Below are 12,381 nucleotides of genomic sequence, written 5' to 3'. Positions count from 1 at the left end.
GGGCACGTTGCGGGGTGTCGGGATCGTCGGGTTGCGGCATCCGTCCCGTAGTGGCTTCCCTTCCGATGCCTCCGCTGCCTCGGCGTAGAGTCCTGACAGAGCCGTACGAAGATCGTTGATAACCGATTATCGATTAGTGTAGGGTCGTCTCGTCCCGATGATGTGCCCACGAGAGGATCGACGATGATCAGCAGACGTACCCTCACAGCGATCGGCGCCGGAGCGGCCGCCGTGACGCTTCTTGCCGGCTGCTCCTCCACGCCGAGCGGGGGTGAGAGTTCCAACGAGAACGTCGAGTTGCGCGTGCTCGTGAACGTGACGCCCAACCTCACCGAGGACTGGTGGAACGAGCTCGTCGCGCCCTTCGAAGAGGCGCACCCCGACATCGACGTGGTGATCGACAACCCGGGCGCCGAGGGTGTCAGCGCCGCCGTGCCGCGCCTGCTCGCCGCGGGTCAGGCGCCCGACATCGTGCAGTCGCTCGCGCCCACCCCCGACCTCGCCGAAGAGCTCGTCGACCTGTCGGAGTACGACTGGGCGTCCGGGGGGCCGCTGGCCGACCAGTACTCGATCGACGGCAAGTACTACATGGCGGGCGTCGGCGTGCAGCTGCAGAGCCTGTGGTTCTACAACAAGGACGCCTTCGAAGCGGCGGGGATCACCGAGCCGCCGACCACCGTCGACGAGCTCAGCGACGATCTCGCCCAGCTCAAGGACGCCGGCTGGACCGGCATCCAGACGGGTGGCGACTGGATGTCGAGCCACGCGCTGCAGACACTCGCGCTGCCCTCCGTGGTCGGCGAGAACCCGGACTGGTACGCCGACATGAACTCCGGCAAGACCACGTTCTCGAAGAGCTACGGCGACTACACCGACCTCTACGCGGACTGGATCGCGAAGGGCTACACCAACGCCGACGCGCTGGGCGTCAAGTACCCCGACGCCGAGCAGAACTTCCTCGCCGGAAACACGGCCCTCTACCCGATGGGCAGCTGGTTCGTGGGCACCGAGGCGAAGGCCGAGAACCCGGCGCCGATCGGCGTCTTCCGCGGACCGGCCGTCGACGGCGTCGACGATCCCGCCATGGGCGCGAACATCGCGAGCCCGTACGTGATCATGAAGGAGTCGAAGCACCAGGATGCCGCGGCCGAGCTCCTCGAGTTCCTCACCACCGACAAGGATGCGGTGATGAGCCAGCTCGAGGTCGACGGCAACTACCGCGACGGCTATGAGTACGACATGACCGATCTGGGCAAGGAGCTGCTGGCGATCGTCGCCGACACCCCGGCATCGGCCTACACGCCGACCGGCGGCGGCTACGGCGAGCGCAAGCTGCCGGACGGCTACTCCGGCGAGCTCAACACCCAGACGCAGGCCCTGCTCGGCGGCACTCCGGCCGACGACGTCAACGGGGCCATGGACGCCTGGTTCACCGCCAGCATCGACTGACGGACGGCTTCCGCGCCGGCACCGCGCCGGCGCGGAAGCCTGGCCTCCCCGTATCGACGACGACACGACACCCCGATGGCGACCACAGCCCGACGGGCGGGAAAGCAGACTGAGATGGCCGACACCGTGGCCCGGCTGGCCGGCACCGCGAGAGCGCGAACGGAAGCGCCCACACGCCGCCGGCGCAAATCATGGCAGGACCGCGCCGCGGGCGTGATCATGAGCGGCCCGGCGCTCATCGTCTTCATCGCGATGTTCATCGTGCCGATGCTGCTGGCGATCGTGCTGAGCTTCACGGACTGGAACGGCTACAGCCTCCATTTCGACTTCATCGGGTTCGAGAACTACGCCGATGCGTTCAAGAACCCGCGCACCATCGATGCGGCGGTGTTCACGGCGATCATCGCCGTGGTCGGCACGGTGCTGTGCAACGGGATCGGGCTGGCCGTGGCATCCCTCATCGCCGGCAACAGTCGCGGCAACACGGTGCTGCGCACGGTCTTCTTCTACCCGTACATCATCAGCGCGCTGATCATCGGGTTCCTCTGGTCGGCGATGCTCGCGCCGCAGGGCGCCGTCAATTCGCTGCTCGCCCAGTTCGGGGTGGCGCCGCTGCCGTTCCTCACCGACATGACCTTCGCGAAGGCGAGCGTGATCCTCACGATCGTGTGGTCACACTTCGGCTTCAACATGATCCTGTACCTCGCCGGCATCAAGTCGGTGCCCACCGAGTACTACGAGGCGGCGACGGTCGACGGTGCTTCGCGGTGGCAGCAGTTCCGCAACGTGACGCTGCCGCTCATCGCCCCCGTGCTCACGGTGAACCTCGTCCTGACGCTGGTGGGGCTGCTCAAGGCGTACGACATCGTGCTCGCCCTCACCGATGGCGGGCCGGCGGCGTCCACGCAGACGATCGTCTACCAGATCCTCAAGGACTCGTTCGCGCAGGCGCGACTCGGGTTCGGCGCGGCCCAGTCGGTCGTGCTCCTCATCGTGACCGCGGCGATCGGGCTCGCGGTGACGTTCGCGCGCCGCGGCGCCGACCGGAAGGCGAGCGAATCATGACGATCTCGACCGAGACCACCGGCCCGAACATCGCCGCCGAGGTGTTCCTGACCGACGCCGACGAACTGCCTCGGCGCAGGTTCGGCCGCCGTCCGCGTCGTCGCAGCGGGCCGGCGGCGGCGCGCACGCCGCTCGCCGCCACGATCGTGAAATGGGTGCTGCTCGGGGCACTCGCACTCGTGATGCTGGTGCCGCTGTACATCCTGGTCATCAGCGCGTTCAAGCCGCAGGCCGACATCATCCTTCATCCGCTCGCGATCACGCCCGACATGTTCAGGTTCGAGTACCTCTGGAACGCGATCACGAGCGAGAAGTTCAACGTGGTCGGGGCGTACGGCATCACCCTGCTGTTCGTCGTGCTCGTGAACGTCTTCTGCATCGCGCTGGCGGCGCCCGTCGCCTACGTCATCGCCCGAGGCCGCACGAAGTGGCACGTCGTGCTGCTCGTGGTGTTCGTGTCGGGGCTCTTCATCCCCGGTCAGGTGACGCTGATCCCGGTGGTGTTCGTGCTGCGCGTGCTGGGCCTCATCAACACGATCCCGGGCTTCCTCCTGTTCGAGACGGCGGCGACGCTGCCGGTCACGATCTTCCTGTTCGCCGCGTACCTGCGCACCGTGCCCCGCGACATCGACGAAGCGGCGGCCCTCGACGGGGCGGGTCGGATCCGCGCGTTCTGGTCGTGCATCTTCCCGATCATGCGCCCGGTGGTGGCGACGATCGTCGTGCTCAACTCGATCGGCGTCTGGAACGACTTCGTGAGTCCGCAGATCATCCTCGGCCCCGGCTCGGGCATCTACACGGTGACCACCGGCGTCTACGCGGCGGTCGGCGAGTTCTCCACCGACTACACCGTGCTGTTCCCGACGCTGCTGCTCGCGATCGCCCCCGCCGTCGCGTTCTTCATCATCATGCAGCGGCACATCATCGGCGGCCTCGTCGCCGGGGCGACGAAGGGCTGAGCGTGCCGGAATCGATCCCCACCCGGCCGCTGTCGTCGATCCCGGCGTGGGCCGTGCTGCAACGCCGCCTGTTCGACGAGATCGAGGACGCATGGCGTCTCTTCTCGGAGTCCTTCACGCGGCCCGACGGCGGCCTACGCTTCGACGCGGTCTTCGAGGACCGCGACGGCGTCGACGACCTGTACGAGCCGTTCTTCAACTGGCCGGCGTTCTATCTGCTCGGGGGCAGTGACGAGGTGCTGGCGGCGGCGAAGCACCACTGGGAAGGCGTGACGGCGCAACTCGCCGATGCCGGCATGGTCACCGGCGAGTACGAGAACGGCTACGACTGGTTCCACCAGGGCGAGTCGCTCATCTTCTTCTACGCCCTGTGCGCCGCCGACCCGGCCGACCCCGTGTTCGCGGAGCGTGCGCGCCGGTTCGCAGAGCTGTACACGGATGCCGCGCACGGCAACTACGACAGCATCCGCAACATCATCACAGCGCCCCACAACGGTGCGCTCGGTCCACGCCCCGGACTGAGCGATGAACCCGAGCCCTACTCGGCCGAGCGTCGCGAGATGCGTCCGTACGGTCTGCCGCTCGAATTCGTGCCGGGCATCGGCGATTGGGACGACCTGGCCGATCCGGTGCTCGCCGCGGCGATGGGCGAGGCGATGCACCGAGCCGCTGCGGGCGACGTGGCGGTGAACCTCGCCGCGACGAGCCTCGTCGCCAACCGCTGGCTGTACGACGGCGACGAGGCGTCGGCCGCCTGGCTGCGCAGCTACGTCGACGGCTGGCGCGCCCGTGCCGCCGCGAACGGCGGACTGCTCCCCGACAACGTCGCGCCCGACGGCACCGTCGGTGGGCTGCACGATGGCCGCTGGTTCGGCGGCCACTACGGCTGGACCTGGCCGCACGGGCTCCCGTCGATCGGCATGGCGGCGGTGGTCGCCGGCATCAACGAATCCTTCGTCACGGGTGACGACGCGGCCCTCGATCCGGCCCGAGCCGTGCTCGACACCGTGCTCGACAACGCCATCGTCGCCCCGATCGCCGAGACCCCCTTCAGTCTGCGAGGCGGCTGGCTCGCGCGATGGGGGACGGATGCCGCCACCCCCGCCCTGCTGGTCCCCCACCGCTTCGGGCGCCATGGCTGGTTCGACTACGGCCCGATGCCGCTCGAGCTGCCACTGTGGGTGTGGTGGTGGTCGCGGCGCGACGACGACCTGGCGCGGGTGCGTCGAGCCGTCGCGGGCCTGCCGCCAATGGCCGAGCCGGTCAAGCCGTTCCGCGACAAGGCCGAGGCCGGGCACGAGGCGCCGTGGCTCGCATTCCTCGACGGCGACCTGCCCGACTACCCCACGCGGGCGCTCGAGATGGCACTGGGCCAGGTCGCGCGTCGCGTGGCGCTGATGCAGGGCGCGGCGACGGATCCGGACGCGGCGCACCTGCACTTCTGGCAGCGCGTGAACCCGGTGGTCACCGAGGTGCTGAGTCAGCTGGTCTCGGGCACGCCGCAGGTGCTCTACAACGGCGGTCTGCCCTTCGCCGCGATCGTCTACGAGGATCCGGACGCCGGGCGCCCGGGGCTGCCGCCCGATGTCGCGGCCCTCGTGTCGCGCCTCGACGGCGACGACATCGACCTCGCACTCGTCAACACGTCGACCACTCGCGCTCGCCGTGTGGTGGTGCGGGCCTCGCGGTTCGGCGAGCGGCGCATCGGCTCGGTGACGGTGCGGACCGAGACCGGTGCCGTGTATCCCGGCAGCAGCACGGCGTACGCGTCCACCCCCGGTTCGCCGTCGACGCTGACGCGCCAGCTGACGGCCGACGACGACGCGCTCCTGATCGTGCTGCCGCCCGCGCATCGCGCCGACCTGACCCTGCACACGGTGCACTCCGGCGCCACGCCGCGACACCGGCGTGCGGCATCCGCTCTTCCCCTGTCTGTACCCGTCGAAGGAGTGCCCCATGTCTGACCCCGCTGCGCCGTTCCCACGACCGGCGTTCGAACTTCCCGTGCGCGGCGGCGCCTACCGCCGCCCCGACACGCAGACGCTGCGCGACCTCGAACGGGTGTCGTCGGCGACCGCATGCGCCAAACTGCATGGAATGGGAATCACCCGCTCGTTCGTCGAGGGCCCCCGCCCGCTGGCGGTAGGGCAGCGGGTGGTGGGATCGGCGATCACGCTGCAGTTCATGCCCCAGCGCGAGGACCTCGCGTCGGGTCATGGACAAGAATACGTCGAGCGGCATACAGCGCTGTGGCACGTGCTCGAAGAGGTGAAGCCGGGCGATGTGCTGGTAATCCAGGCGTTCGGCAGTCGGTACTCGGGCTGCATCGGCGACATCCTCGCGCGCTACTTCGTGAAGAAGGGCGGCGTGGGCATCGTGGTCGACGGGCGCATCCGCGATTCCGACCGCATCCGGGAGCTGGGTCTGCCGGTCTGGTCGACCGGCACCACACCGCACTACGCGTCCCAGACCGAGCTGTTCCCGTGGGCGTACGACGTGCCGGTCGCGGTCGGCGGCGCCCTGTGCATGCCCGGCGACGTCGTGATCGCCGACGGCGACGGCCCCGTCATCGTGCCTCAGGCGATGGCCGGCTCGGTGCTCGAGACGGCGGCCGACCACGAGGACTGGGAGGCGTTCAGCCGTCGGCGCCTCGACGAGGGCGCGCGCCTCAGCGACTACTACCCCCTGACGCCCGACTCGCGTGAGGAGTACGAGCTGTGGCGTTCCGCGCAGGCCTTCGCCCGCTGACGCCGACGCCCGACGCCTCCGAGATCTTCGGGCTCGGCTGTGCGCCGATCGGCAACCTATTCCACGCGGTCGCCGATGCCGACGCCGACGCGACCGTCGCTGCGGCGCTGGCCGCCGGCATCCGCTTCTTCGACACCGCCCCGCATTACGGCGCGGGTGCGAGCGAGGCTCGGCTGGGGCGTGCACTCGACGGGGTCCCGCGCGACTCGGTCGTCATCGCGACGAAAGTGGGCCGGAAGATCGTGGATGCCGCGGGCGACGCTGTGCCGTCGGGCGGCGTGGGCGCCGATACGGCGGCCGACCTCTCACGCGACGGCGTGCTGCGCAGCCTCGAGGGCAGCCTGAAGCGCCTGCGCACCGACCGCATCGACCTGCTGTACCTGCATGACCCGATGGACGTCGATGAGGCGCTCGCCCATGCGATGCCGGAACTGCTCTCGCTGCGCGACCAGGGCGTGGTGCGGGGGATCGGCGTCGGAATGGTGTGGCCCGACCCGCTGACGCGCTTCGTGCGGGAGGCCGACATCGACGTTGTGATGATCGCGGGGCGCACCACCTTGCTCGACCATCGCGGCGAGCACGAGCTGCTGCCCGCCGCTCTTGAGCGCGGGGTGGGGGTCGTGGCAGCGGGCGTGTTCAACTCCGGCATCCTCGCCGACCCGGTCGGCACGCCCTACTTCGACTACCGCGAGGCCCCGCCGTCGCTGCGCACTCGCGCTCTGGAGCTGTCCGCCCTGTGCGGTGCGCACGGGGTCGAGCTGCGGCACGCGGCCTCTCGCTACCCGCTGCGCCTCCCCGCCGTCGAGGCCGTCGTCGTGGGCGCTCGCACGCCGGCCGAGGTGCAGGACTTCGTGGCCGCCGAGCACGCGTCGATCCCCGACGAGTTGTGGGCCCAGCTCGATCGCGCATGAGCATCGTCGACGCGCACATCCATCTCTGGGATCCCTCGCGGTTCTCGCTGTCGTGGTTCCGGGACGACATGGGCCTGCCGCGTGTGGCGCTGCCTGCGGCGTTGCGGGATGCCGCGGCCGGCGCCGCGCGTCCCGTCACTGCCGCCGTCGCCGTCCAGGCCGGGGACACGCTGCCGGAGATGCAGTGGCTGCTCGAGGTCGCCGCTGCGGATCCTGTGGTGCGGGCGGTGGTGCTGCAGTACGTGCCGGGGTTCGACGGCTGGGCCGGGCTCGCATCCGACGTGCTGAACGACCGGGTGTGCGGCATCCGGGTCGCGACTCCGGGCGGTGCGGCCGACCTGTCGGACGTCCCCGGGCTGGACGTGTTGTGCGAGGGTGCGGGCTCCTCAGGGCGCGTCGTCGAGCTGCTCGTGCGTCCTGCCCAGCTCGATGCGGTGGCGCAGCTGGCCGGCCGATACCCGCGTACGACGTTCGTCCTGTGCCATCTCGGGCTGGGGGCGGGCGCGCCGACGAGGGAATGGCAGGAGTCGCTGCGGCGGTGCGCCGCCGAGCCGAACACGGCCGCGAAGTTCTCGGGCCTCGCGACGGCGCCGGACGATCACGACCGTCTGGCCGCGCTCGCCGCGACGGCATCCGACGCGTTCGGCGAGCACCGGTTGATGTTCGGCAGCGACTGGCCGATGTCCGCCCGCGTCGATTCCTACGAGCGCCTGGTCGATCGCGTCGAGCGGGCGTGGCTGGGGCGATCCGACGACCTCTGGGCAGCGGCATCCGTGCAGGTCTACGGACTGTGACGACCGGCGCCCGCGGCGCGATCGGAAAGTCGCCGCATCGATCCGCTCAGGAGCCGGGGCTGCGGCCCGCGACGGATTGCTGAACGGGCGCGTTCGGCAGGGAGCGCTATTGCAACGTTGTAGTACACCGGTGTAGCTTCACACGTACTACACCGGTGTACTACTTCGCCTGCTCAGCCGTAGACGGCTGATCGTGGGGAGCGCGTGCGCCGAGCAGCAGGGGCGCGGTTGCCGCTGCATCCTTCGAAGAAAGGCTGTTCAATGAAGAATGAAACCGGGGTTCGGTGGCCGCGTGGCCTTCGAGCTCGGGCAGCGACGGGACTCGTTCTCGCCGCGTCGCTCGTCGCGCTGACGGCGGCCCCCGCCTCAGCCGCTCCTGATCCGTGGGAGTCGCAGTCGGGGATCTACCACCGCTTCACCGTTCCCACGTCGAGCGTGCCGTCGAATGCCTGCGGCAACTCGACGGGCGCGGGTGCTGAGGTCGAGGGCAATTTCGGGCCGTCGAACACTTGGGCGCGGATGGGGCTCGACGCGAGCGGCTCGAACTGCTCCGCCAACATCGGCCCGCTCCAGCCCGGCCTGTACTACTACCAGTACGTCGCCACCATGGCCGACCGTTCGCGGGTGGCCTTCCGCAACGCCGACACTCCTGTCGAGGTCACATCGCACCCCGACTGGAACACCCTCTTCATCCCCGGCCCCGAGGTCGCGTGGATGGACGACGTCCCCGCGGGCGGCGGCTCTGTCGCCGAACTCACGTACCGGTCGCCGGTGACCCAGTCCGAGCAGTCGCTGGCCGTGTGGACCCCGCCGGGCTACACCACCAAGGCAGCCAAGGCGCTTCCTGTGCTCTACCTGCTCTCCGACCAGGGCCAGTCGTTCCGCGAGTGGCTCGAGCTCGGCCGCGCGCGCCAGATCCTCGACAACCTCGCGGCGAACGGCGACCTCTCGTCGATGGTCGTGGTGATGGCCGACGCGGGTGACGCCGACGCAGCGGCGGAGCTCCTGGACGGGATCGTCCCCGCCGTCAAGTCCGCGTACAACGTGTCGAGCAAGGTGAAGCAGACCGCGATCGCCGGCATCGGGCGCGGCGCGTCGCAGGCTCTCGAAGTGGCGGCCGCCGAGCCCGGCGTTTTCGGTTCCGTCGGCTCGTTCTCCGGCTACCTGTCGGACAGCACGGCGGTCACAGCCTCCCTGGCTCGCAAGATCAATGCCAAGACCGATCTGCTGCGGTTCTACGTCGGCAACACGCTCGACCAGAACTACAACGGCACCTACGAGGCCATGACCGCCCTTCAGCAGGCGGGCGTTCGACTCGAGTTCGATGGTGTGCACCCCGAGACCGGCGGAGTCTGGGACACCTGGCGTGAGAACCTGCGCGACTTCGCATCGCGCGCCTTCAAGCCGAGCGTCAAGGACCACGGCCTCAGCGAGGGTCACTCACCGCTCACCGAGCCCTACACCGCGCCCGCTGCGGGGAGCATCACGACCCCGAGCATCGACGAGAACGGCATGGTCACCTTCGAGACCGGCACCCAGTGGGCCGACGCGAAGGACGTCGTGCTGTGGGGCGACTGGGCTCCGAACGGGCAGTGGTTCCGCATCCCGCTCACCAAGGAGGGCGACCGCTGGCGGGCGACGATCGGCCCGATCGACGGCTACTACTACTGGCGCTACGAAGTAAACGGCGTCGGGTTCCACGATCCTCAGGACACGACGAACGTCGTGAACGTCGAGAGCCAGCTGTTCGTCCCGGGTGGTACGCGCACGCCACTGCTGGCGGATGCCGCAGCCGACGAGACCGGAGAGCTCGCGACGCTCAACTACAGCGGTGCCTTCGGCGCCTCGAAGCTGAAGGTATGGACGCCGGTCGACTACGACGCGAACCGCGCCGAGCCGTATCCCGTCCTGTACCTGTACCACGGCTTCGGGCAGAACTACGCGGCCTGGACCGAGATCGGCCGCGCGAGCCAGATCCTCGACAACCTCTACGCGCAGGGCAAGATCAAGCCCATGGTCGTGGTGATGCCGGGGTACTCGGGTGCGCCCTTCGACATCTGGAACGAGCTGTCGGGCAACGTGATGCCGCTGGTGAAGTCGCAGTACAACGTGTCGGACGACCCGGCGAAGCGTGCGATGGCGGGTCTGTCGTGGGGCGGGTTCCTCACGCACGGCACCCTGGTGAACCACCCGGGTCAGTTCGGCTACTTCGGGATGTTCTCGCCGCCGTTCACCGCCGCGACGCTCGATCCCTCGACGCCCGGGGGCCAGACGGCCATCGCGACGACGAAGTCGGTCACGCTGTTCGCCGGCGACGTCGACACCGGCGCCGTCAACGCGATCAATGGCATCGAGTCGTCGATGAGCGCCAACGGGATCCCGGTTGCGAAGACGGTGGTCCCGGGGCCACACGGCTTCGACGTGTGGTGGCAGGGTCTCATCGACTTCCTGCCGCGACTCTTCTAGCCGATCGACAGGTGCGGGGGCCGACCACCGTCGGCCCCCGCACTCCGCTGTCCGCGCTCCGGGCCGGCGTGATCGGTCGAGCGGCAGCGAGGCAGCGCTGTAATACGCTGACCACTGACCCGACGGGAGGCGGTAGCGCCATGGCACGCAAGGCGAGCGGGTCCGCGACGATCCGCGATGTCGCGGAGCTTGCCGGGGTGTCGATCAAGACCGTCTCGAACGTGCTGAACGGCTACCCGTACATCCGGCCCGAGACCGACGAGCGCGTGCGGAACGCGATCCGCGAGCTGCACTACCACGTCAACGTCTCGGCGCGGAACCTCAGCCGCGGGCGTACGGGCGTCATCGCCCTCGCGCTTCCCGCCCTGCGGGGCGTCTATTTCGCCGAGCTCGCCGACACCATCATGCGCGAGGCCGCCACGGTCGGCCTGACGGTCTTCATCCAGCAGACGAACGACGAGCGGGATCGCGAACTGCGAGTCGTCAACGGCAGCTACCGCTCGATGGTCGACGGTGTCATCTACTCGCCATTGGCCTTGGGACAGCAGGATGCCGCCCTCTTCGACGTCGACTTCCCGATGGTGCTGCTCGGCGAGCGCGTCTTCGACGTCGGCGTGGATCACGTGACGATGCACAACGTCGAGGGTGCGAAGGCAGCTGCGGAGCACGTCATCGCGCGCGGAGCGCGCACGATCGTGCCGCTCGGCGCGAAGGAGGACCAGTCGACGAGCAGCGGCACGCTGCGCATGGAGGGCTTTCTCCAGGCGCTCGAGGAGCACGGGCTCCAGGTGGATCCCCGCGCGATCATCGGGGTGCCCGACTACTTCCACGCCACAGGTGCCGCGACCATGGCCGAGATCCTCGACCGAGGCGTGAAGCCCGACGCCGTCGTCGCCTTCACCGACACCCTTGCACTCGGCGCGCTGTCGACGCTGGCCGACCGCGGCCTGCGGGTGCCCGACGATGTGCAGCTCATCGGCTTCGACAACATCGAAGAGACCAGCTACTCCCGTCCGCCGTTGACCACGATCGACCTCGGCCGCGAGGCCGTCGCCGCCGCCGCTGTCGCGCTCCTCGAGGAGCGCATCCGCCTCCGCCTCGACGGCGTCGCGAAGGACGATCAGCCTCCTCCGCGCAAGGTGGTGGTCGACTTCCGCCTGGTAGAACGTCAGTCGACGCTGAGCTGACGGCGCCGGCGCCGGTAACCGTGAGCGATGGGATGCCGCGGCCGCCGGCATCCGGAATTCAGAGCCGGCACCGCCCAGCCGGCGGTCAGTCGATCCAGAGCACGACGCCGGTCATACCCGAGAGCACCGCCGTCGTGCCTGCCCGGATCGCCGCAGCACCGCGCTGCGGGGTGAACGTGCCTTCGTCGAAGTGCGTGGCCGAGCCGAGCCCCTCACCGCGGAAGCCGGCTCCGGTCCAGTCGACGGAGGTCACGTTGTAGGTGGGCTCGGCCAGCTCCGCGCCGAGGACGAGGAACGACACATCGAGGTGGTTCGGGCTGACCATCGCGAGCGCGTCGATCAGCGCCTCGCCGGTGCTGACGATGAGGTCGGGGTCCATGTCCATCGCATCGACGATGGCCGGGATGGGGTCGGAGTCCTCGGCCCTCACTGTCCGCAAGGACGCGTGCTCGTCGGACGCCCACTCCTCCACGGCGGTGTTGAGGGTCTCGGTCGTGCTGTCATCGCCGCTGGTGAGCAGCACCACGCGATAGCCGGCCGAGGGCGAGACCCCATGCCAGGAGCCATCCGCCGGCACCACCGTCGCCTCCGGGGAGGGCTCGGTCTCGGGCAGGAATCCCGCCGCCGGCGTGCCGACGGCGGTGGGTTCCGCGCGCGGCGAGCGCCACTCGTCATGGGCGCAGGCGGTCAGCGACAGCAGGAGCACGGCAGCGACGATCGTCGCTGAAAGGGTGCGAAGAAGCACGGTCGTCCTAGCGGATGGAGGGCGGATGCTTCCAGGATGCGCGACGGCGCCTGCCGC

10 protein-coding genes are annotated in these 12,381 nt (G+C 69.4%); 9 read left to right on the top strand and 1 reads right to left on the bottom strand.

Annotated elements, in window-relative coordinates; translation table 11 throughout:
• The first annotated feature begins 183 nt into the window (after positions 1-183).
• From NCG93_RS13090 to NCG93_RS13050, 9 genes are all read left to right on the top strand, one after another.
• A complete protein-coding gene (locus NCG93_RS13090) occupies positions 184-1,449 on the top strand; it encodes an ABC transporter substrate-binding protein (protein ID WP_194412215.1) in 1,266 nt (421 codons plus the stop codon).
• Positions 1,450-1,563: 114 nt separating this feature from the next.
• Positions 1,564-2,514: a carbohydrate ABC transporter permease gene (locus NCG93_RS13085; RefSeq protein ID WP_194412216.1), complete on the top strand. Its 951-nt coding sequence runs from the start codon at positions 1,564-1,566 to the stop codon at positions 2,512-2,514.
• The gene (locus NCG93_RS13080; RefSeq protein ID WP_194412217.1) at positions 2,511-3,473 is read left to right on the top strand and encodes a carbohydrate ABC transporter permease; all 963 of its coding nucleotides are present in this window, start codon (positions 2,511-2,513) and stop codon (positions 3,471-3,473) included. Before NCG93_RS13085 ends, NCG93_RS13080 begins: the two co-directional genes overlap by 4 nt.
• A 2-nt stretch (positions 3,474-3,475) precedes the next feature.
• Positions 3,476-5,437, top strand: a complete 1,962-nt coding sequence (locus NCG93_RS13075; RefSeq protein ID WP_194412218.1) for a DUF8034 domain-containing protein — start codon at positions 3,476-3,478, stop codon at positions 5,435-5,437.
• Positions 5,430-6,221 (top strand): RraA family protein, encoded by a 792-nt coding sequence (locus NCG93_RS13070; RefSeq protein ID WP_194412219.1) that lies wholly within the window; start codon positions 5,430-5,432, stop codon positions 6,219-6,221. Before NCG93_RS13075 ends, NCG93_RS13070 begins: the two co-directional genes overlap by 8 nt.
• On the top strand, positions 6,191-7,132 hold the full coding sequence (locus NCG93_RS13065) for an aldo/keto reductase (RefSeq protein WP_194412220.1): 942 nt from the start codon (positions 6,191-6,193) through the stop codon (positions 7,130-7,132). Before NCG93_RS13070 ends, NCG93_RS13065 begins: the two co-directional genes overlap by 31 nt.
• Positions 7,129-7,926 (top strand): amidohydrolase family protein, encoded by a 798-nt coding sequence (locus tag NCG93_RS13060; RefSeq protein ID WP_194412221.1) that lies wholly within the window; start codon positions 7,129-7,131, stop codon positions 7,924-7,926. Before NCG93_RS13065 ends, NCG93_RS13060 begins: the two co-directional genes overlap by 4 nt.
• Positions 7,927-8,187: 261 nt before the next feature.
• On the top strand, positions 8,188-10,392 hold the full coding sequence (locus NCG93_RS13055; protein WP_194412222.1) for an alpha/beta hydrolase: 2,205 nt from the start codon (positions 8,188-8,190) through the stop codon (positions 10,390-10,392).
• Between the two features lie 140 nt (positions 10,393-10,532).
• Positions 10,533-11,579 (top strand): LacI family DNA-binding transcriptional regulator, encoded by a 1,047-nt coding sequence (locus NCG93_RS13050; protein WP_194412223.1) that lies wholly within the window; start codon positions 10,533-10,535, stop codon positions 11,577-11,579.
• Between the two features lie 85 nt (positions 11,580-11,664).
• Here the strand turns inward: NCG93_RS13050 and NCG93_RS13045 are convergent, their stop codons facing one another.
• Positions 11,665-12,324, bottom strand: a complete 660-nt coding sequence (locus NCG93_RS13045; RefSeq protein ID WP_194412224.1) for a type 1 periplasmic-binding domain-containing protein — start codon at positions 12,322-12,324, stop codon at positions 11,665-11,667.
• Positions 12,325-12,381: the final 57 nt, after the last annotated feature.

The sequence above is a fragment of the Microbacterium yannicii genome (assembly GCF_024055635.1).
In the GTDB taxonomy this organism is placed as follows: domain Bacteria; phylum Actinomycetota; class Actinomycetes; order Actinomycetales; family Microbacteriaceae; genus Microbacterium; species Microbacterium yannicii.
The sequence above is the reverse complement of the archived record's forward strand: the minus strand, read 5'-3'. Positions and strand labels throughout refer to the sequence as shown.

What these genes read in the sequence shown, in the direction of transcription:
- NCG93_RS13090 (WP_194412215.1), top strand. Translation starts at nt 184, where the DNA reads ATGATCAGCAGACGTACCCTCACAGCGATCGGCGCCGGAGCGGCCGCC.
- NCG93_RS13085 (WP_194412216.1), top strand. Translation starts at nt 1,564, where the DNA reads ATGGCCGACACCGTGGCCCGGCTGGCCGGCACCGCGAGAGCGCGAACG.
- NCG93_RS13080 (WP_194412217.1), top strand. Translation starts at nt 2,511, where the DNA reads ATGACGATCTCGACCGAGACCACCGGCCCGAACATCGCCGCCGAGGTG.
- NCG93_RS13070 (WP_194412219.1), top strand. Translation starts at nt 5,430, where the DNA reads ATGTCTGACCCCGCTGCGCCGTTCCCACGACCGGCGTTCGAACTTCCC.
- NCG93_RS13060 (WP_194412221.1), top strand. Translation starts at nt 7,129, where the DNA reads ATGAGCATCGTCGACGCGCACATCCATCTCTGGGATCCCTCGCGGTTC.
- NCG93_RS13055 (WP_194412222.1), top strand. Translation starts at nt 8,188, where the DNA reads ATGAAGAATGAAACCGGGGTTCGGTGGCCGCGTGGCCTTCGAGCTCGG.
- NCG93_RS13050 (WP_194412223.1), top strand. Translation starts at nt 10,533, where the DNA reads ATGGCACGCAAGGCGAGCGGGTCCGCGACGATCCGCGATGTCGCGGAG.